Origin of the sequence: Micromonospora chalcea, from assembly GCF_028768405.1 — a bacterium.
Taxonomy (GTDB): Bacteria; Actinomycetota; Actinomycetes; order Mycobacteriales; family Micromonosporaceae; genus Micromonospora; species Micromonospora chalcea.
The window spans coordinates 4271631-4290799 of record NZ_CP118233.1; the positions used below are offsets into that span (position 1 = coordinate 4271631).

The 19169-nt window shown below is 73.7% G+C and carries 17 protein-coding genes and 1 riboswitch; of the genes, 7 read left to right on the forward strand and 10 right to left on the reverse strand.

Features of this window, described 5'->3' with window-relative positions:
• Positions 1-32: 32 nt before the first annotated feature.
• On the forward strand, positions 33-1433 hold the full coding sequence (locus tag PVK74_RS18860; RefSeq protein WP_274476927.1) for an FAD-binding oxidoreductase: 1401 nt from the start codon (positions 33-35) through the stop codon (positions 1431-1433).
• Here PVK74_RS18860 and PVK74_RS18865 read toward each other — a convergent pair.
• Together PVK74_RS18865 and PVK74_RS18870 are read right to left on the reverse strand one after the other, a co-directional pair.
• A complete protein-coding gene (locus PVK74_RS18865) occupies positions 1430-1939 on the reverse strand; it encodes a hypothetical protein (protein WP_043327989.1) in 510 nt (169 codons plus the stop codon). The two genes, PVK74_RS18860 and PVK74_RS18865, sit on opposite strands and share 4 nt — an antisense overlap.
• 66 nt (positions 1940-2005) lie before the next feature.
• A complete protein-coding gene (locus tag PVK74_RS18870; protein WP_043330892.1) occupies positions 2006-3823 on the reverse strand; it encodes a glycerol-3-phosphate dehydrogenase/oxidase in 1818 nt (605 codons plus the stop codon).
• A 68-nt stretch (positions 3824-3891) separates the two neighbouring features.
• On the opposite strand from PVK74_RS18870, the gene PVK74_RS18875 reads away from it, so the two are divergent.
• From PVK74_RS18875 to PVK74_RS18885, 3 genes are all read left to right on the forward strand, one after another.
• Entirely contained in the window at positions 3892-6300 is a 2409-nt protein-coding gene (locus tag PVK74_RS18875) for a S8 family serine peptidase (RefSeq protein ID WP_274476928.1), read from the forward strand.
• A 43-nt stretch (positions 6301-6343) separates the two neighbouring features.
• On the forward strand, positions 6344-7270 hold the full coding sequence (locus PVK74_RS18880; protein WP_113973538.1) for a GNAT family N-acetyltransferase: 927 nt from the start codon (positions 6344-6346) through the stop codon (positions 7268-7270).
• Positions 7271-7341: 71 nt separating this feature from the next.
• Complete coding sequence (locus PVK74_RS18885; RefSeq protein ID WP_104112573.1) at positions 7342-7563, forward strand: hypothetical protein; 222 nt, start codon at positions 7342-7344, stop codon at positions 7561-7563.
• 68 nt (positions 7564-7631) lie between these two features.
• Here PVK74_RS18885 and groL read toward each other — a convergent pair whose 3' ends face one another.
• The 3 genes from groL to PVK74_RS18900 all read right to left on the reverse strand — a co-directional run bounded on the left by groL (position 7632) and on the right by PVK74_RS18900 (position 11172).
• A complete protein-coding gene (gene groL, locus PVK74_RS18890; protein WP_018787968.1) occupies positions 7632-9254 on the reverse strand; it encodes a chaperonin GroEL in 1623 nt (540 codons plus the stop codon).
• A gap of 275 nt (positions 9255-9529) precedes the next feature.
• The gene (locus PVK74_RS18895) at positions 9530-10855 is read right to left on the reverse strand and encodes a hypothetical protein (protein ID WP_274476930.1); all 1326 of its coding nucleotides are present in this window, start codon (positions 10853-10855) and stop codon (positions 9530-9532) included.
• Between the two features lie 113 nt (positions 10856-10968).
• Positions 10969-11172 (reverse strand): cold-shock protein, encoded by a 204-nt coding sequence (locus PVK74_RS18900; RefSeq protein WP_013288855.1) that lies wholly within the window; start codon positions 11170-11172, stop codon positions 10969-10971.
• Between the two features lie 223 nt (positions 11173-11395).
• Between PVK74_RS18900 and PVK74_RS18905 the strand changes: the two genes are divergently transcribed.
• Positions 11396-11911, forward strand: a complete 516-nt coding sequence (locus PVK74_RS18905) for a GNAT family N-acetyltransferase (RefSeq protein WP_043327984.1) — start codon at positions 11396-11398, stop codon at positions 11909-11911.
• Positions 11912-11981: 70 nt separating this feature from the next.
• Here PVK74_RS18905 and paaN read toward each other — a convergent pair whose 3' ends face one another.
• The 4 genes from paaN to PVK74_RS18925 form a co-directional block, all read right to left on the reverse strand.
• The gene (gene paaN, locus PVK74_RS18910) at positions 11982-13655 is read right to left on the reverse strand and encodes a phenylacetic acid degradation protein PaaN (RefSeq protein ID WP_197494891.1); all 1674 of its coding nucleotides are present in this window, start codon (positions 13653-13655) and stop codon (positions 11982-11984) included.
• Between the two features lie 52 nt (positions 13656-13707).
• A complete protein-coding gene (locus tag PVK74_RS18915) occupies positions 13708-14727 on the reverse strand; it encodes a GNAT family N-acetyltransferase (protein ID WP_064446730.1) in 1020 nt (339 codons plus the stop codon).
• A gap of 299 nt (positions 14728-15026) precedes the next feature.
• Entirely contained in the window at positions 15027-16316 is a 1290-nt protein-coding gene (gene thrC, locus PVK74_RS18920) for a threonine synthase (protein WP_064446731.1), read from the reverse strand.
• Positions 16317-16328: 12 nt separating this feature from the next.
• Positions 16329-16461: riboswitch (SAM riboswitch) on the reverse strand.
• Between the two features lie 72 nt (positions 16462-16533).
• On the reverse strand, positions 16534-17508 hold the full coding sequence (locus PVK74_RS18925) for a DMT family transporter (protein WP_274476932.1): 975 nt from the start codon (positions 17506-17508) through the stop codon (positions 16534-16536).
• A 90-nt stretch (positions 17509-17598) separates the two neighbouring features.
• On the opposite strand from PVK74_RS18925, the gene PVK74_RS18930 reads away from it, so the two are divergent.
• A complete protein-coding gene (locus PVK74_RS18930; protein ID WP_069088724.1) occupies positions 17599-17943 on the forward strand; it encodes an ArsR/SmtB family transcription factor in 345 nt (114 codons plus the stop codon).
• Positions 17944-17950: 7 nt separating this feature from the next.
• Positions 17951-18580, forward strand: coding sequence for a DUF4232 domain-containing protein (locus PVK74_RS18935; RefSeq protein WP_274476933.1), 630 nt, complete (start codon positions 17951-17953; stop codon positions 18578-18580).
• Between the two features lie 55 nt (positions 18581-18635).
• Here the strand turns inward: PVK74_RS18935 and PVK74_RS18940 are convergent, their stop codons facing one another.
• Entirely contained in the window at positions 18636-19085 is a 450-nt protein-coding gene (locus PVK74_RS18940; protein ID WP_069088726.1) for a DoxX family protein, read from the reverse strand.
• Positions 19086-19169: the final 84 nt, after the last annotated feature.

Below are 19169 nucleotides of genomic sequence, written 5' to 3' on the forward strand. Positions count from 1 at the left end.
GCAACAGACGGTACGCCGGTAGCCTTCCCGGCATGGCCGCCCATCCCCTCCTCGACGACCTGCGGGGCGCGCTCGGCGACGCCGCCGTGCTGACCGACCCGGACCTGCTGGCCGGGCACGCCCGCGACGAGGCCGACCTGTGCGACTCGGGCGTCCCGCTGGTGGTGGTCCGGCCCCGTGACACCGAGGGCGTGGTGGCGGTGGTCCGGGCGGCGGGGCGGCACGGCGTACCGGTGGTGCCGCAGGGCGCGCGGACCGGGCTGGCCGGCGCGGCGAACGCGGTGGACGGCGCGGTGGTGGTGAGCACCGTGGCGATGAACCGGGTCCGCGAGATCGACCCGGTCGGCCGGATCGCCGTGGTGCAGCCCGGCGTGGTCAACGCGGCGCTCGCCCGCGCGGTGCGGGAGCACGGCCTCTGGTATCCGCCGGATCCCGGCTCGTGGGAGTCGTCCACGGTCGGCGGCAACGTGGCCACCAACGCCGGTGGCATGTGCTGCGTGAAGTACGGCGTGACCGGCGAGTACGTGCTGGGCCTGGAGGTGGTGCTCGCCTCCGGCGAGGTGCTGCGCACCGGGCGGCGTACCGCGAAGGGGGTCGCCGGGTACGACCTGACCCGGCTCTTCGTCGGTTCGGAGGGCACGCTCGGCGTGATCACCGAGGTGACAGTGGCGTTGCGTCCGGCCCCGGAGCAGTCACTGACCCTGGTCGCGGTCTTCCCCACGGTGGCCACCGCCGGCGGTGCGGTCGCCGGGATCGCCGGGCGGGGGCTCACCCCGAGCCTGCTGGAACTGCTGGACCGGACCCATCTGCGGGCGATCGAGGCGTACCGGCCGATGGGTCTGCGCACTGATGCCGAGGCGCTGCTGCTGGCAGCGGTGGACACCGGCGCCCGGGCCGCCGACGACCTGGCCCGGCTGGCCGAGGTGTGCACGGCGGCGGGCGCCGACGAGGTCTACGCGGCCGGCGACGCGACCGAGGCGGCGGCGCTGCTGCAGGCCCGGCGGCTGGCCCACCCGGCGATGGAGCGGTTCGCGGCGCAGACCTACCCCGGCGGCAACGGTGGCCTGGTCATCGACGACGTGGCGGTGCCGCGCGCCCGGCTGGCGGAACTGCTGGACGGGGTGGCCCGGATCGCCGAGGCGTGCCGGGTGCCGATCGGGGTGGTCGGTCACGCGGGCGACGGCAACATGCACCCGAACATCGTGGTCGACCGGGCCGACCCGGACAGCCTGGCCCGGGGGCGGCGGGCCTTCGACGAGATCATGGCGCTCGGGCTTGAGCTGGGCGGCACCTGCACCGGGGAGCACGGCGTGGGGCTGCTCAAGCGGGACTGGCTGGCCCGCGAGATCGGCCCGGTGGGCGTACGGGTACACCAGGCGATCAAGGCGGCGCTGGACCCGACCGGGTTGTTCAACCCCGGCAAGGTGTTCTAACCCTTGTCCTCGGCGGGCGTGGCCTGGGTGACGAGCAGCAGCACGTCGTAGGCCACCTTCGGCTTCGGCTCGCCCGGGCAGTCCTGGATGGTGACGGTCAGGCCGGGCGGGACGAGCAACGTCGAGGTCAGCACGCCGATGCAGCCCTGCTTGTAGCCGCGGGCCTCGTCGGTCTCCTTCGCCAGCGCCGGGTCGGCGAGCATCCGCTGGAGCCGCCGGCTCTGCTCGGGGCTCAGCGTGCCGGTGGCGTCCACGCCGTCACCGGCGCAGTCGCGGCACTGCCAGCGGCCGGACGGGTCCACGTCGAGGTGGCGGATCGGGCCCTCGTCGCCGAGCTTCTGCACCAGGGAGACGCGCTTGCCGGCCGGGGTGGGGCTGGCTGTTCCCGCTGTTCCGGGCGCGGTGGCGCCTTCGGCCCGGCCGAAGGCGCATCCGGTCAGAGCGGTCGCCAGCAGGACGGCAGCGGACAGGGCGGGGACGCGCGACGACCATGATGGGCGGACCACGCGGGGAAACCTACACTTCCGTAGGTAGCGCGCACTAGCGGCCGAGCGGCCCGGGGTGGGGATCCCCTACCTGGGGGAGGCCGGAAGTTCAACGCCCGGGCCGTCGGTCCCTCGGTCTGCTGCGAAACCACGCACATCGGGCGCGCCGAGGCGGGCCGCGTCGGCGGCGATGTCGTCCGTCATGAGCTGCGACTCCCGCTCGGCCAGCACCCGCGCCCGGTAGTGGGCCACCTCCCGGTCCCGGGTCGCCGCGTCCCAGCCGAGCACCGCGCCCATCAGCTCCGCGGCGTGCTCCGCCGACTCCAGGCCGCGGTGGCTGGTCTCGATCGAGATCCGGGTACGCCGGGTGAGCACGTCCTCCAGGTGCAGCGCGCCCTCGGCGCGGGCGGCGTACGTCACCTCGGCGGCCAGGTATTCCGGCGCGCCGGCCAGCGGCGAACCGAGCAGCGGATCGGCGTCGACCAGCGCGAGCAGGTCCAGCGTGAGGTTGCCGTACCGCTCCAGCAGGTGCTCGACCACGCCGACCGCGACTCCGTGCCGGCGGGCCAGGTCGGCCCGGTCCCGCCACAGGGCCGCGTACCCGTCGGCGCCCAGCAGCGGCAGGTCGGCGGTACGCGAGGGGCGGGTCCGGCCGAGCCGGTGCATCGCGCGGTCGACCACGTCCGACGCCATCACCCGGTAGGTGGTGTACTTGCCGCCGGCCACCAGCAGCAGGCCGAGCATCGGCTCCACCACGGCGTGCTCGCGGGACAGCTTCGAGGTGGAGTCCGCCTCGCCGGCCAGCAGCGGGCGCAGCCCGGCGTAGACGCCCTCGATGTCGGCGGTGGTCAGCGGCCGGTCCAGCACCGTGTTGACCTGGGAGAGCAGGTATTCGATGTCGCTGGCGGTCGCGGCCGGGTGGGACCTGTCGAGTTGCCAGTCCGTGTCGGTGGTGCCGATGATCCAGTGCCCGCCCCAGGGGATCACGAAGAGCACGCTCGTGGCGGTACGCAGGATCAGGCCGGTCTCGCCGACGATCGCCGAGCGGGGCACCACCAGGTGCACTCCCTTGGAGGCCCGGACCCGCAGCTTCGGGCGGAGCCCGACGTCGTTGAGCATCCGCGACATGTCGTCGCTCCACACGCCGGTGGCGGCGATCACGGTGCGCGCGCGTACCTCGAACTCGGCGTCCGGCGAGCCGGCCGGCGCCTCCAGGTCGCGTACCCGCACGCCGGTGACCTCGCGGGCCTGGCGGGTCAGGCCGACCGCGCGGGCGCTGGTCACCACAGTCGCGCCGAGGCTCGCCGCGGTACGCGCCAGCGTCACCACGAGACGGGCGTCGTCGACCTGACCGTCGTAGTAGCGGATCGCGCCGGCCAGCTTGTCCGGACGCAGGCTCGGGAAGATCCGGCGCGTGCCCTCGCGGCTCAGGTGCCGGTGCAGCGGCATCCCCCGCCCGCCGCCGAACACCCCGGCGAACGCGTCGTACGCGGCCACGCCGAGCCCGTAGTAGGAGCGGCGGAAGAACCGCCGGGGCAGGTCCCGCGCGCCGCCCTCGGCGGGCAGCGGAACCAGGATCGGCACCGGACGGACCAGGTGCGGGGCGAGCCGGGTGGCGAGCAGTCCGCGTTCGGTCAGCGCCTCGTGGACCAGGTGGAACTCCAGCTGCTCCAGGTAGCGCAGGCCGCCGTGGATCAGCTTGCTGGACCGGCTGGAGGTGCCGGCGGCGTAGTCGCGCGCCTCCACCAGGGCGACCTTCAGCCCGCGGGACGCGGCGTCGAGCGCGGCGCCCGCTCCGGTCACCCCGCCGCCGATGACCAGGACGTCGAACCGCTCGGCCCGAAGGCGGCGCAGGTCGTCGGCGCGGCGCTCGGCGGAGAGCTGGCCGGCCACAGATCGGGACACGTTGGGGTCGCGCACCCGTCCACGGTAACCGTCCGGGGCGCGCGGCGACACGGCCCGGCCGTACCGTGATGACCATGCTGACCGGCCCGCCGTTCGCGCCCGTACCGCCGCCGCCACCGCGTGAGACCGGGCCGTGGCCGGTCGTCGCGGCCGTGCTCACCGGGTTCTGGGTCGTGCTGGTGACCGTTCCGGGTCAGGTCGGCGGCTGGCTCGTCGAGCAGGTCATGCTGGTCATGGGCCTGGACCGGGCGGTGGCGGTCTGGCCGGTGGTGGCGGTGGTCACCGTGCTGCTGGCCGGGGCGCCCTCGCTGGCGCTGGCGCTGGCGCCCCGCTCCCCCGCGCTGCGGGCGACCGGCCGCGCCTGGACCGCCGCCGTGGTCGCGCTGGGCGCGACGACGCTGCTGCGGACGGTGCCGCCGGTGCACCACGAGGCGTACCTGGCCGCGCTGGCGGTGACCGCCGCGGTGCTCGCGTTCGTCGCCGCCCGGCTGGCCCGCGTGCGTCCGCCCGTCGCCGTGGACGCGGTCCCGGAGGGCCGTTTCGGGACGGTGCCGCTGCTGGCGGTCGCGGCCGGGCTGGCGTCGCTGCTGCCCTGGGCGTGGGTGGGCGCGCTGGGCGGGGCGCTGGAGACGGTGCTCGCCGGGTTGGCCGCCGCCGCGCTCGGCACGCTCGCCGGGGCGCTGCTCGGCGCCCGGTTCTGGGCCGCGTTCGGGCCGGGTCCGGCCCGGTTGGTGCTGGTCGGCGGCCTGGTCGCGGGCGTCGCGTTGACGCCGCTCGCGGCCGCCGCCGGGCAGTCCGGCGTACAACTGCCGGCGCTGTTCCTGCTGCCGCCGCTCGGTTTCGTGCTGGCCGCGCTGGAGGCGGCGGCCCGGCACTCGCGCCGCCCGGCCGGACCGGCGCCGGTGCGCTGGCTGATCGGGCTGGCGTTGCTGGGGCCGCTGGCCTTCACCGACCCGGACGAGATAACCCTCCTGCTCGCCACCACCCGGGACACGCCGTTCTGGGTCGCCGTGGGCACCGGCGTCGCGTTCGCCGTCGCGGTCCTGCTCGCCCTCGGGTACGGCGTGCTGCTCGCCCGGTCCCGCGCCCGCGCGCCCCGGCGCGGTCCGGCCGCGCTCGCCGCCGCCGCGCTGCTCGTCGCCGTCGCCGTGGTGTACGTGGTCCCCGGCCAGCCGGGTCTGCACGGCGAGCGGCTGCTCGTGGTGCTGCGCGAGCAGGCCGACCTGACCGGGTTGCCGGCCGGGACGCCGGGACGGGCCGGGCGGGACGCCCGGGCGACCGAGGTCTACCGGCGGCTGGTCGCCACCGCCGACCGCACCCAGGGCGACCTGCGCCGCATGCTGACCGACATGCGGCTGAAGCCGACACCGTACTACCTGGTCAACGCGATCGAGACGGACGGCGGCCCGGCGGTGCGGGCCTGGCTGTCCGGCCGGCCCGAGGTGGCCCGGGTGCTGGTCAGCCAGCGGCTGCGTCCGCTGCCCGCGCTCGCCCCGACGGCGCGCGGCGACGCCCCGGCGCCGACCGGACCGGCCTGGAACATCTCGCTGATCGGGGCGGACCGGGTCTGGTCGGAGCTGGGCGTCACCGGCTCCGGCGTGGTGGTGGGCAGCTCCGACTCCGGAGTGGACGGCCGGCACCCGGCGCTCGCCGGCGGCTTCCGGGGCGGCGACGACTCCTGGTACGACCCGTGGGAGGACCGCCGCGCCCCGGCCGACCGGGGTGGCCACGGCACCCACACGCTGGGCAGCGCGGTGGGCCGGGACGGCATCGGCGTGGCGCCCGGCGCGAGCTGGGTCGGCTGCGTCAACCTGGACCGCAACCTGGGCAGCCCGGCACGCTACCTCGACTGTCTCCAGTTCATGCTGGCCCCGTTCCCGCCGGGCGGGAACCCGCTGACCGACGGCCGTCCGGCGCGCGCCCCGGACGTGCTCACCAACTCGTGGGGCTGCCCGCCGCTGGAGGGCTGCGATCCGGGGGCGCTGCGCCCGGCGACCGCGGCGCTGACCGCGGCCGGCATCCTGGTGGTGGCCGCCGCCGGCAACACCGGCCCGTCCTGCGGCTCGATCGTGGACCCGCCGGCGCCGTACCCGGACGTGCTGACCGTCGGGGCGGTGGACCGGCAGCGCCGCGTCACCGACTTCTCCAGCCGTGGTCCCGCGCCGGACGGCGTGGCCAAGCCGGACCTGGTCGCCCCGGGCGCGGCTGTGCTCTCCGCGATGCCCGGCGGCGGGTACGCGACGCTGGACGGCACCTCGATGGCCACGCCGCAGGTGGCGGGCGTGGTGGCGCTGATGTGGTCGGCGAATCCCGCGCTGGTCGGGGACCTGGAACGGACCCGGGCCATCCTGCGCGACACCGCGCAGCCGGTCCCGCAGCCCGCCGAGGCCTGCGGCGGACCGCGGGACGTCTCCGGCGCCGGGCTGGTCGACGCGTACGCGGCGGTGCGCGCGGCCCGGGCGGCCACCACCGGTTAACAACCCTGTCCATTGGCCTGCCGATGCCCTACTGTCGGCGTCCATGGACGTGGAGATCATCGAGCTGGGCCGGGACCGGCTGCCCGAGGTGGTCGAGCTGTGCCGCGTGTCGCTCGACCTGCCGGAGGACGCGGTCGAGGCGTCCGCGGTGGTGGTCACCGTGGCGGAACGCGCCGGGGCCGACCGCCCGGTGCTGCGGCTCGGCGCGGTACGCGACGGCGCGTTGATCGGGGTGCTCGTCGGGTCGCTGTCGGCAGCCGATCCGCGGCTCGGCCACGTCGACCTGATCGCGGTCGCCCCGCCGGAGCGCCGCCAGGGTGTGGGCGGGGCGCTGCTGGCCGAGGCGGAGAGCCGGCTCGGCGCGCTCGGCGCGGCCGAGGTGCTGCTCGCCGGCAACCCGCCGCACTACGCCTGGCCCGGGATCGACGTGCGCTACACCCCGGCGGTCTGCGCCGCGCAGCGGCTCGGCTACCGGCAGGACCGGACCGCCTGGAACATGACCGCCGACCTGTCCGAGGGGTCGGTGGCGCTGCGTCCCACCGAGGCCGCCGAGCGGCGGCTGGCCGGGCGGGGCGTGACGGTACGCCGGGCCACCCCGGACGACCTGCCGGCGCTCGCCGCGTTCGCCAGGTCCACGTTCGGCGGCACCTGGGACGGTGAGCTGGCCGGTTCGGTGGGGCGGCCGGACGCGGGCGTGCACCTGGCCGAGCGGGACGGTGAGATCCTCGGTTTCGCCGCCTACGGGTCGGCCCGGCCGAGCTGGTTCGGGCCGATGGGCACCGCGCCGGCGGCGGAGGGCTCCGGGATCGGTGGTGTGCTGCTGCGCCGCTGCCTGCGTGACCAGGCGGCGGCCGGGATCGGCGCGGCGCAGATCGGCTGGGTGGGGCCGGTGCCGTTCTACTCGAACGCGGCGGGGGCCCGGATCGAACGGGTGTTCTTCCTCTACCGGAAAGCCATCAAAGGGGCATAGACGCTAATAGCGCCATTCGACCTCCTTCGTCATCGACCGGGCTCTACGGTCGGGGGCAGAGGAGGCGGTGCATGACCACGAATGACGAACGGGCCGAGGAACCGTACGACGAGCTTCCCGGCCAGCTCCCGTTCGACCGGCTCGACATCGGTGACGCCGAGCAGCTCGCCGAGCTGACCGGCGCGGACCGGCCACCGGTGGAGGAGCAACGGCAGCCGGTGGACGAGCCGCGGCGGCTGCCGCCGTACGACCGGACGCACAAGCGACGCAACCAGCGCCCGCTGCCCACCTGACACGCACACGGAAAGGGGCGGACCGCTGACGCGGCCCGCCCCTTTCGGCGTACTGGGTGGAGCTGGACTCAGAAGTCCATCTCCCCGCCACCCGGGCCCGCCGGAGCGGCCGGGGTCTTCTCCGGCTTGTCCGCCACGACGGCCTCGGTGGTGAGGAACAGCGCGGCGATCGACGCGGCGTTCTGCAGCGCGGAACGGGTCACCTTGGCCGGGTCGATGATGCCCGCGGCCAGCAGGTCCACGTACTCGCCGGTCGCGGCGTTGAGGCCGTGACCCGGGTCGAGGTTGCGAACCCGCTCGACGACGACGCCACCCTCCATGCCGGCGTTGACGGCGATCTGCCGCAGCGGGGCGTCCAGCGCGATCTTGACGATCTGCGCGCCGGTCGCCTCGTCGCCGGCCAGGTCCAGCTTGTCGAAGGCGGTCTTGCCGGCCTGCACCAGCGCGACGCCACCACCCGGGACGATGCCCTCCTCGACGGCGGCCTTCGCGTTGCGGACGGCGTCCTCGATGCGGTGCTTGCGCTCCTTCAGCTCGACCTCGGTGGCCGCGCCGACCTTGATCACCGCAACACCGCCGGCCAGCTTGGCCAGACGCTCCTGCAGCTTCTCCCGGTCGTAGTCGGAGTCGCTCTTGTCGATCTCGGCCCGGATCTGGTTCACCCGGCCCTGGATCTGCTCGGCGTCGCCGGCGCCGTCGACGATGGTGGTCTCGTCCTTGGTCACCACGACCTTGCGGGCGCGGCCCAGCATCTCGAGGCCGGTCGCGTCCAGCTTGAGGCCGACCTCCTCGCTGATGACCTGGCCACCGGTGAGGATGGCGATGTCGGTCAGCATGGCCTTGCGGCGGTCACCGAAGCCCGGCGCCTTGACGGCGACCGACTTGAAGGTGCCACGGACCTTGTTGACCACCAGGGTGGCCAGGGCCTCGCCCTCCAGGTCCTCGGCGATGATCAGCAGCGGCTTGCCCGACTGCATGACCTTCTCCAGGATCGGGAGCAGGTCCTTCACCGACGAGATCTTGCTGTTGACGATCAGGATGTACGGGTCGTCGAAGACGGCCTCCATACGCTCCGGGTCGGTCATGAAGTAGGCGGAGATGTAGCCCTTGTCGAAGCGCATGCCCTCGGTGAGCTCGAGCTCCAGGCCGAAGGTGTTGCTCTCCTCGACGGTGATGACACCTTCCTTGCCCACCTTGTCCATCGCCTCGGCGATGATCTCGCCGACGCTGGGGTCGGCGGCGGAGATGGAGGCGGTGGAGGCGATCTGCTCCTTGGTCTCCACGTCCTTGGCGAGCTTGAGCAGCTCCTCCGAGACGTTGGCCACGGCGGCCTCGATGCCCCGCTTCAGGGCCATCGGGTTGGCGCCGGCGGCCACGTTGCGCAGACCCTCACGAACCAGGGCCTGGGCCAGGACGGTCGCCGTCGTCGTGCCGTCACCGGCGACGTCGTCGGTCTTCTTCGCGACCTCCTTGACCAGCTCGGCGCCGATCTTCTCGTACGGGTCCTCGAGCTCGATCTCCTTGGCGATGCTCACACCATCGTTGGTGATGGTGGGGGCACCCCACTTCTTCTCGAGCACGACGTTGCGGCCCTTGGGGCCGAGCGTCACCTTCACGGCGTCGGCGAGCTGGTTCATGCCCCGCTCGAGGCCGCGGCGCGCCTCTTCGTCGAACGCGATCATCTTGGCCATACGGCGTTGTCCTCCTGGACACTCACGGGCCACCCGGGATGCCCGGATGGGCCGTCTGGTGTACGCACCTTGGGGACGTCGCCACCTGGCGACGACGACGTCTCCTCGGTCGGGCCGGACAGCCCGCGACGACCGGCCCCGTACCGCTCCGGCGCCACCTGGGACACCGGTGCGGCCGTGGCCCTACCGCCCCGACCTTCTGGCACTCACCGTATGCGAGTGCCAATGACTTGTTTAGCACTCTCCCTAGCCGAGTGCAAGCACGACCGCCCCGCTCAGCCGAGTTCCGCCGCCAGCTGAGCCGCGGTCACCGGGCCTTCCTGGGCCCGCTGCTCGGCGTACGTGACCACCAGCCCCACCTGCTGCGCCAGGTAGGTCGGAGCCGCCACCACGGCGCTGAGAACGGTGAGCGTCACCGCGCCGATCGCGGTGCCCACGGCGCCCATCGGCTCGAGCCCGAAGAGCGCCCCGCTGATCCCGCTCAGCACGACGTCCAGCAGCGTCGCCACGACCAACGCCGCCACCACCAGCGCGACCCGGCCCAGCACCATGCCGAACCGGCTGTGGAACATCCGCCACGACCGCCCGACCGGATCCCGCCGCTCGAACAGGTAGACCGGACCGAACAGGGCGAGCGCGAGCGCGGCGTAGAGGCCGGGCAGCAGGCAGAAGCAGGCGCCGAGCGTGACCAGCAGCGACACCACGATGGTCCAGCCCCAGAGGCCGAGGGCTCGGCTCAGCCCGTACCGGAAGGCGGCGCCGAGCCCGGCCGGCTGACCGGCCGCCTGCCGGGCGATCACCCAGGTGCCCGCCGCCCAGCCCATCGCCTGGAGCGCGCCGAAGATCAGCCCGGCGAACAGGATCGCGCCGTAGAAGCCGAGCGTCTGCGCCCAGAAGTCCTCCGGCAGCACCGGCGACCCGTCCGGCGCGGTCGCCATCTGCCCGTCGGGGCTGAGGACGAGCGTGAGGACGCCGATCACCATCGCCGGGGGGACCTGGGTGAGCAGCACGATCGGCAGGAGCTGCCGCCAACCGCGCTGCAGCGCCCCCCAGCAACGGGCGAACCATGGGCCGATGCCCGCGTGCGGCGGGTTGACGAGCGGGTCCTGCGGGTCGATGCCGGGAAACCAGCCGGCGTACGCACCGGGGCCGGCGGCCACCGGGTAGGCGGCGCCCGGCATCGGATGAGCCGGGTACCCGGGCCAGCCCGCCTGGGGAGGACCAGCCGGGTAGCCCGGCATCGTGGGGTAGCCCGGCGGCGTGGGGTAGCTGGGGGGCGGGGCGGCACCCGGCGCGGTCCAGCCGGCCGGGTCGCCCCCACCGGGCGGGGTGGCCGGGTCGGCGGGAGTGGCCGGGCCGGACGGGTTCGGGTGGGCGGGCTGCGCGTCGTACCCGGGTTGATGCGGAATGCTCGGGCCGTAGCCGGTCTGGTCGGCCCAGGGATCGGCGGGCGCCGGGCCGGGAGCGGGCACGGACGGCCCGGCGCTCCCCGACGACGCCGGATCGGTGGCCGGAGGCGGAGGCGCGGTCGGGTCGGCCGGAGAGCCGGACGGCGTCGGCGACACCGGTTCGGTGGAACCCGGCGGAGGCAGATCGGACATGGGCCCTCCTCAGCGGCTACGGCTGGAACGGCTCATGATCTTCCATGGTGCACGCTCACAGCGCAGCCCCCCGGTCGGTGGACCCGGCTGCGGAACCGCCCGGCGGGCGGAGGTCAGGCGATGACGCGGACCCGCTCGGCCTGCGGACCCTTCTGCCCCTGCGCGATCTCGAACTCGACCCGCTGGCCGTCGTCCAGCGCCTTGTAACCGTCCATCTCGATCGCGGAGAAGTGGACGAAGACGTCCTGCCCGCCGTCGACGGCGATGAAGCCGTAGCCCTTTTCGGCGTTGAACCACTTCACGGTGCCCTGTGCCACGGTGCACTTCCTCACTCTGCGCGGCGTTCCAACACCCGGAAACCGGCGGACCGGCACCGGTAGCACACCGGTTCAGCGATCGGCGACGACCACTGAATTCGGTGACCGAAATCGCACGCTACACGAGGCGTGACGACGGCGCACGACCACAAATCGGGCATATTCCGGGCGGTACCCGGCCCCGGTCACGCGCCTGCGCCGGCCCGTCCGGTATGCATGCGGCATGACCAGCGCGCCCACCACGACCACCGTTCGCCGGGTCCGGCCGACCGACGCCGCCCGGATGCGGGCGCTGCGGCTGGAGATGCTGGCCGACTCCCCACTGGCCTTCCTGGAGACGGTGGCCGAGGCCGCCGCCCGGCCGCACGCGGAGTTCGCGGCCCGGGTCGCGGCCGTCTCCCGGGGCGACCACACCGCCCAGTTCGTGGCCGACCCGGGCGGCCGGCTGGTCGGCCACGCCGGTGGCACCGCCGCGCCGGACGAGCCGGGCCTGACGCTCGTCTACGCGGTCTACGTGACGCCGGCCCGACGGGGCAGCGGTCTGCTCGCCGCGCTCGTCGACGAGGTGGCCGCCTGGTCGCGCGCCTGCGGACGGCCCGAGCTGATGATGGAGGTGGTGGTCGGCAACGACCGGGCCTACCGGGCCTACCAGAAGCTGGGCTTCGTGGACACCGGCGTACGCGTGCCGCACCCCAGGATCCCCCGCCTGCACGAACTCCAGATGCGCCGCCCGGCGTGAGGCCGACCGGACGCAGTTGTTAAGAGGGGGCCCCTCCTATACCGGAGGCGTTAAGAAGGGGCCCCTCCTTTCAGGAGTGGCGGCGGCTCTGGACGATGCGGAACCGGTTCGCCACGTACGCGCCGTCGGTCAGCGCCGAGTTGGCCGCCGCGTTCGCGCCGGAGCCGTGGAAGTCGGAGAACGCCGCCGACTGGTTGACGAACACCCCGCCGGTGAGGTTGCAGGACAGGTGCACCCCGGCGTCGATGGCCGCCTTCTCGGCCTCGTCCAGCACGGCCTCGTCGGTGGAGTAGACGCCCGCGGTCAGCGCGCCCTTCTCGCCCACCGTCTCGCGCAGGATGCGCAGGCTGTGCTCGGTCGAGTCGGTCGCGATGGCGAACGAGATCGGCCCGAACCACTCCCGCGAGTAGGTGGCGGTGTCGGAGGCGTCCAGCTTCACCACAGTCGGCGTACGCACCACCGCGCCGGGGAAGGACGGGTGCTCGACTACGCGCGACTCCAGCACCGGCTCGCCGACCTTGGTGACCTCGTCCAGCCGCTCCAGCACGCCGTCGTTGACGATCGCGCCGGTCAGCTCGACGCCGCGGGCCGGGTCGGCGGTCAGCTTGGCGACCGCGCCGGCGATCCCGGCGGCCACCTCGTCGAAGCTCTTGTGCCCCTGGTCGGTCTCGATTCCGTCGCGCGGGATCAGCAGGTTCTGCGAGGTGGTGCACATCTGGCCGCTGTACAGCGTCAGCGTGAAGCCGAGGTTGCGGCAGAGCCCGGCGAAGTCGTCGGTGGAGTCGATCACCACCGTGTTCAGGCCGGCCTTCTCGGTGTAGACGGCCGCCTGCCGGGCGTTCGCCTCCAGCCAGTCGCCGTACTCGGTGGAGCCGGTGAAGTCGACGATCTTCACGGCCGGGTCCAGGGCCAGCGTCGTGGCGAGCTTCTCGCCGGGCGCCTCGGGCGCGAGCTGCACCAGGTTCGGGTCGAACCCGGCCTCGGCGAGCACCTCGCGGGCGTACTTCACGGTGATCGCCAGCGGCAGCACCGCGCGCGGGTGCGGCTTCACCACTACCGGGTTGCCGGTGGCCAGCGAGGCGAACAGACCGGGGTACGAGTTCCAGGTGGGGAACGTGTTGCAGCCGATGACCAGCGCGACCCCGCGCGGCACCACGTGGAACGTCTTGGTCATCCGGAGCGGGTCGCCCTTGCCCGCGGCCTTCTCCCAGCCGGCGGTCCCCGGGTGGCGGGTCATCTCGGCGTACGCGTACGCGACCGCCTCCAGCGCCCGGTCCAGCGCGTGCGCGCCACCGGCCTGGAACGCCATCACGAACGCCTGGCCGCTGGTGAACTGCACCGCGTTCGCCAGCTCGAAGACGTTCTTGTGCAGCCGGGCGAGGATCTCCAGGCAGACGCCCACCCGGGCCTGCGGGCCGGCGTCGCGCCAGGCGGGCAGCGCGGCGCTCGCGGCGGACACGAGCTGGTCGGCGCCCGCGTGCGGGTAGCGCACGTCCAGCGCCACGCCGAACGGGCTGACCTCGGTGGCGACCGTGCTGCCGTCACCGGCCTGGTCGAGCGGGAAGTCGCCACCCAGGTACGCCTCGAAGGCGGCCTTGCCGTCGGCGGCGGCGGTCTCGCCGTACACCCGGGGGCTGGGTGACTCGGGGTAGGCCGACCAGTACCCGCGCTCCGCGATGGCGGTCAGCGCCCGGTCGAGGGTCTCGCGGTGCCTGTCGTACAGGGGGTGCGGGGTCTCCGTCATGCCCGCCATCATGCAACAGAAAGGCACCAGATCAGTAGGGGCGTGTCACAACTCAGATCGTCAACTGCCAGTCGACGGAACCGGCGGCCGGGCGGAAGCCCAGTTGCTCGTTGATCGCGATCATGTGCCGGTTCGCGACCGCGTTCCAGGTGTCGACGGCCCGCAACGCCGGTTCGTGTGTCAGCGCGTACTCCAGGTTCCCGGCCTTGCAGAGCAGGCCGAGCCGGCGGCCGCGGTGGTCGGGGTCGACGAGGGTGATCTCCTGCCAGGCGTGGTCGGCGCTGCTCGCGTCCAGGCTGAGCTGGGTCCAGCCGACCAGGCGGCCGGTCGCCTCGTGCACCACGCCGGTGTTGTACCGGCGTACGCCCCGGGCATCGAGCGCCCGCTCCGCGTCGCGTACCCGCGCCGCGTCCATCCGCTCCGGCTTCCAGTCCAGCTCACCCATCGGCGCGTCGAGCAGCAGCCGGCCCTGGAGGTAGGCGACGTCCGCGACGTACTCCTCGGGGGTGTGATCGCGCCACCGCACCGGCCGGTATCCGGTGGCCGCGGTGCGGGCCTGGGCCAGCAGCGCGGCGAGCCGGTCACGGTCGAGCCCGGTCACGTCGAGGCGGCGGCGGACGTCGGCCAGCGCCGGCTTGGCGCCCAGGGCGGCGGCGAACGCGGCGCCGGGGAAGACCCGGTCCTCCTCGCCGGGCAGCGCGGCGGTGGTCGAGCCGACAAGGCGTTTGCCGCCGTGCTCGCGGAGCAGCCGCACGCCGTGCTCGTGCAGCACGCGGCCGATGCCGCGCCTCCGGTACGCCGGGTCGACTGTCAGTTCGACTGTCGCGTTCTCGGTGTTCTCGATCGTGTGCAGGTGCAACCGGAGCCAGCCCACCGGCAGCCCGTCCAGGCGGGCGACGAGCCAGCGTCCCTCGATGCCGGGCATCGGGTGCGACAGCAGCGCCTCGAAGCGGCGGCGGCAGATCGGCGGGAGGTCCGGCTCGTCGACGGCCTGGGCGGCGCAGGCGATCCGGTACGCCGCGTCGAGCGTCTGCCGGTCGGCGGGATCAAGCGGCGTCACGGTCAGCGTCATGTCACCCAGGGTGCGCCGGACACAGCGAAGAGGCCAGCGGTTTTCCGCTGGCCTCTTCGGACGTTGGTCGGGAGGGACGTCCGCACAACGCCTCCGGCGTTGGGTCGCAAGAACTTGAAAAGTCTCCGGCGGATGCCCTCCCGCACGAAGCATCTTGCGCCGTCCGGTTCCTGCCGTCAAGTCCTTGAGGGTGGTTTTCTGGCACTCACCGCACATCACCGGTTACCCACCGGTCTCACCCGATCCCCCACCCGGGCGAGCCCCACCTCCCCCACTCGGCCGAGGCGCCGGGCTCCGGGTCAGGACAGCAGGCCGGCGTCCCGGGCGGCGCGCAGGGACGGCTTGATGCGGTGGGTGGGCCCGACCTGGGCGGCCACCGCGTCGAGCGTCTTCAGGCCCTCGCCGGTGTTGAACACGACCGTCTCGGCGGACGGGTCGAGCCGGCCCGACTCGACCAGCTTGCGCAACACCGCGACCGTCACGCCGCCCGCCGTCTCGGCGAACACCCCGGTGGTACGGGCGAGCAGCCGGATGCCGGCGCGGATCTCGTCGTCGTCGGCGTAGTCCATCCAGCCGCCGGTACGGCGCACCGCCTCCAGCGCGTACAGCCCGGCGGCGGGGTCGCCGATGTTCAGTGACTTGGCGATGCCGGTCGGCTTGACCGGCGTGATCGTGTCGGTGTCGCCGTGCAGCGCGGTGGCGATCGGGTTGCAGCCGGCCGACTGCGCGCCGAACACCTTCCAGCCACCGGCCGGCGCCTCGACCAGGCCGATCTCGACCAGCTCGGCGAACGCCTTGTCGATCTTGGTGAGCAGCTCGCCACTGGCCATCGGGATGACCACCTGGGCCGGGATCCGCCAGCCGAGCTGCTCGGCCACCTCGTAGCCGAGCGTCTTGGAGCCCTCGGCGTAGTAGGGCCGCACGTTCACGTTGACGAACGCGGTGTCCTCGAACTCGTCGGTCTCCACCAGTTCGCCGCAGAGCCGGTTCACGTCGTCGTACGAGCCGTCGATGGCGACCAGGTCACCGCCGTAGACAGCGGTGGTGACGACCTTGCCCTGCTCCAGGTCGCCGGGGATGAAGACGACAGACGGCACGCCGGCCCGGGCCGCGTGCGCGGCGACCGAGTTGGCGAGGTTGCCGGTGGAGGCGCAGGCGTAGCGGGTGAAGCCGAGCTGCCGGGCCGCGGTCAGCGCCACCGAGACGACCCGGTCCTTGAACGAGTGGGTGGGGTTCGCGCTGTCGTCCTTGACCCACAGCGGCGCGGTGAGTCCCAGCTCGGCGGCGAGGTTCGGGGCGGCGACCAGCGGGGTCAGCCCCGGGTCGAGCGTGACCCGGGTGTCCGGGTCCTGACCGGCCGGCAGCAGCGCCGCGTACCGCCAGATGTTCGCCGGACCGGCCTCGATCTGCTCCCGGGTGACGGTGGCGAGCGCGGCGGTATCGTAGTCGACCTCCAGCGGCCCGAAGCACTCGTAACAGGCGTGCTGGGCGGCCAGCGGGTAGCGCGCCGAACAGGCGCGGCAGACCAGGGCGCGGGCCGGGCTGAGGGTGGTGTCGATGCCGGTGGCGGCGGGAAGCGTCGACGTCATGTCGAGGATTTCCTCTCATCTTTCCCCGCATCGCCGGGTGCGGCGGGGACGGAATTGGCACCTGCCCGCTGTCGCTCGTCGTCGAGCGTGCGGGTGGTTGCCGGGGCGTCGTCGGGCCGTATCCCTCAGCCCCTCTGGATGAGGTATTCAGTTGTGCCGCCGAGTCTATGCGCTGCTCACGGCCGCGCCACCCCGGGATCCCACGCTGTGGGCCGGCTCAGCGTCCGACCACCGCGGCCGGCTCCACCACGGCGGGCCGGTCCACCACCGCGAGCGGCTCCGGCGCCGTCGTGGTCACGGCTGCCGGGCGGGTACGGGTGACCAGGTTCGCGGCCACCAGGGCGGCGATGGTCAGCCCGGCGCCCACCAGCTCGATCGCGACCGGCCGGTACCCGCGCAGGATCTGCACCGCGAACGTGACCACCGGCACCAGGTTCATGAACAGCGCGGCGTCGGCCGGGCCGAGTCGCCGTACACCGGTGTTCCAGGCCAGCACCGCGAGGACGGCGGCGATCAGCACCGCGTACGCCAGTTGGGGGGCGACCGCGACGAGGTCGGCGGCGGCCGGCGCGTGCTGGAGCCCGGTGAGGTCGGCGACGGCGCTGGCGGCGAGCATGGCGAGCATGCCCGTGACGGCGGTCAGCGTGGTGTAGCGCAGCGCCGACCATTCGGGGAACCGGCTCGCGCCGTGCGTGTAGAAGGCCCAGCCGATCACCGCGCCCAGCATGAGCAGCCCGCCGACGCCGAACTGTCCGAGCCCGTCCAGCCGGCCGCGGGTGATCACCAGGCCGACGCCGACCAGGGCCACCAGTGCCAGTCCGAGCAGCGCCGGGCGGGGGCGTACGCCGTCGCGCGCCCAGCGGACCAGCTGGGTGATCAGCGGCACGGTGGCGCCGAACAGCGCGATCTGCTGCGGGGTGGCGTGGCCGAGGGCGAGGTTCGTCAGCGCGTTGAAGCCGGCGAAGCCGAGTGCGCCGAGCAGCCACACCTCGGCCGCGCGCCCGCGCGTGGCGAGTGCGGCCAGCCCTTCACGGGCCAGCAGCAGGGCGACCAGCACGGCGGTGGCGAGGACGTACCGGGTGGTGGTCAGGTTGAGGGCGTCCACCCGGGTCAGCGCGCTCGCCAGCACGGGGAACATGACGCCCCAGCTGAGCACTGCGAAGATCGGGAAGGCGGCGGAACGGAAGCGCATCCCAGCTCCTATGTTCGAGTATCGTCGAACCAAACGCCACGACTCTAGGAGCTTGTTCGACGATTGTCGAACATGGGTTATCGTAGTCACATGGAGCTGCACGAACCCGAGCTGCGCGAGGTCCCGGTCACCGCCGTGCTGGCGGCGCTGGCCGACGACGTGCGGCTGCAGATCGTGCGCGCGCTCGCGCCGGGCGGGGAGCACGCCTGCGGCTCGTTCGAGTTCGGCGTCTCCAAGGCCACCCGCAGCCACCACCTGAAGGTGCTGCGCGAGGCGGGCCTGACCCGCACCCGCATCGCGGGCACCACCCGGTACGTGCGGCTGCGCCGCGACGAGCTGGACCGCCTCTACCCGGGCCTGCTCGACGCCGTCCTCACCGCGCCCGCCCGGCCGCAAGGATCAGCCTCCCCCGCCACTCCCGGCGGGATGACATGATCGCCTGATGCGGAAGGCGACTGCCCGGATCGGGCTCCTCGCCGGCGCGGCACTGCTCGCCGGCTGCACCCCGGCACCGGCCCCGGTCGACGGGCCGCCGTCGGCGCCACCCCGGCCCGGCGCCGAGCCCGCCGCCACGTGCTCCCCGGAGGGCATCCGGATCACCGGGCTCGGGGTGAGCGCGGCGATGGGGCTGCGGGCGATGGGCCTGGACCTGGTCAACTGCGGCGACCGCCCGTACGAGCTGCGTGGCTATCCGGCGGTCGCGCTCCGGGACGCCGACGGGGACGCGATAACGGTACGGATCATCCCGGGCGCCGCGCCGATCACCGCCGGCTTCGACCACCCGCCCACCCGGATCGTGCTGGCGCCGGGCGAACGGGCCGGCGCGGCGCTGATCTGGCGCAACCTCGTCACCGACCCGACCGTGGTGGCCACCGCGGGCGCCGAACTCGACGTCGCCCCGTCGACCGGCCGGCCGGCGTACCCGGTCGAGCTGGACGGGCCGATCGACCTCGGGAACACCGGCCGGCTCGGCGTCAGCGCCTGGAAGCGCCGCGACGCCGACCCGGCGACGCAGGCGCCCCCGCGCTCCGATCCACCGGCCCCCTCGACCTCGCCGGTCAGCCCGCTCTGACTCAGATCGCGGCACGGAAGCGCCCTCCCGTACCGCGATCTCGCCGGGCGGCGGATCAGACCGGAACCGAGGCGGGCGACGCGGTGGCGGGCTCGGCCGGGGCGGCGCGGCGGCGGGCGAGCAGCGCGTCCAGCGCCCAGCTGCCCGGGCCGAGCACGGCGACCAGCAGGAACGACCAGCAGAAGAGCGCCGCCAGTTCGCCGCCGTTCTGCAGCGGCAGCAGGTTCTGCGGCTGGTGCACAGTGAAGTACGCGTACGCCATCGAGCCGGAGGCGAGCAGCGCGGCCGGACGGGTGAGCAGGCCGACGAGGACCAGCACGCCGCAGACGAGCTGGATCAGCGCCGCCCACCAACCGGGCCAGGTGGCGAACGGGACGGCCTCGCCGGAACCTCGGTTGCCGCCGAAGACGCCGAATATCGACGCCGCGCCGTGGCATAGGAACAGCAGCCCCACAACAGCACGGAACAGGGACAGGACAGGGCCGCTGAGCTGGGTCGGAATCATGTGTGACCTCCTGGGGCGGGTGTTTGACCGCTCCAGGATGGCGATTGCACGTATCGATGTTAATCAATTTCTTTGCAGGCGGGA

What these genes read in the sequence shown, in the direction of transcription:
- PVK74_RS18925 (WP_274476932.1), bottom strand. Translation starts at nt 17,508, where the DNA reads ATGCGCTTCCGTTCCGCCGCCTTCCCGATCTTCGCAGTGCTCAGCTGG.
- PVK74_RS18940 (WP_069088726.1), bottom strand. Translation starts at nt 19,085, where the DNA reads ATGATTCCGACCCAGCTCAGCGGCCCTGTCCTGTCCCTGTTCCGTGCT.
- PVK74_RS18895 (WP_274476930.1), bottom strand. Translation starts at nt 10,855, where the DNA reads ATGTCCGATCTGCCTCCGCCGGGTTCCACCGAACCGGTGTCGCCGACG.
- paaN (WP_197494891.1), bottom strand. Translation starts at nt 13,655, where the DNA reads ATGACGGAGACCCCGCACCCCCTGTACGACAGGCACCGCGAGACCCTC.
- PVK74_RS18935 (WP_274476933.1), top strand. Translation starts at nt 17,951, where the DNA reads ATGCGGAAGGCGACTGCCCGGATCGGGCTCCTCGCCGGCGCGGCACTG.
- PVK74_RS18860 (WP_274476927.1), top strand. Translation starts at nt 33, where the DNA reads ATGGCCGCCCATCCCCTCCTCGACGACCTGCGGGGCGCGCTCGGCGAC.
- thrC (WP_064446731.1), bottom strand. Translation starts at nt 16,316, where the DNA reads ATGACGTCGACGCTTCCCGCCGCCACCGGCATCGACACCACCCTCAGC.
- PVK74_RS18875 (WP_274476928.1), top strand. Translation starts at nt 3,892, where the DNA reads ATGACCATGCTGACCGGCCCGCCGTTCGCGCCCGTACCGCCGCCGCCA.
- groL (WP_018787968.1), bottom strand. Translation starts at nt 9,254, where the DNA reads ATGGCCAAGATGATCGCGTTCGACGAAGAGGCGCGCCGCGGCCTCGAG.
- PVK74_RS18915 (WP_064446730.1), bottom strand. Translation starts at nt 14,727, where the DNA reads ATGACGCTGACCGTGACGCCGCTTGATCCCGCCGACCGGCAGACGCTC.
- PVK74_RS18905 (WP_043327984.1), top strand. Translation starts at nt 11,396, where the DNA reads ATGACCAGCGCGCCCACCACGACCACCGTTCGCCGGGTCCGGCCGACC.
- PVK74_RS18885 (WP_104112573.1), top strand. Translation starts at nt 7,342, where the DNA reads ATGACCACGAATGACGAACGGGCCGAGGAACCGTACGACGAGCTTCCC.
- PVK74_RS18880 (WP_113973538.1), top strand. Translation starts at nt 6,344, where the DNA reads ATGGACGTGGAGATCATCGAGCTGGGCCGGGACCGGCTGCCCGAGGTG.
- PVK74_RS18930 (WP_069088724.1), top strand. Translation starts at nt 17,599, where the DNA reads ATGGAGCTGCACGAACCCGAGCTGCGCGAGGTCCCGGTCACCGCCGTG.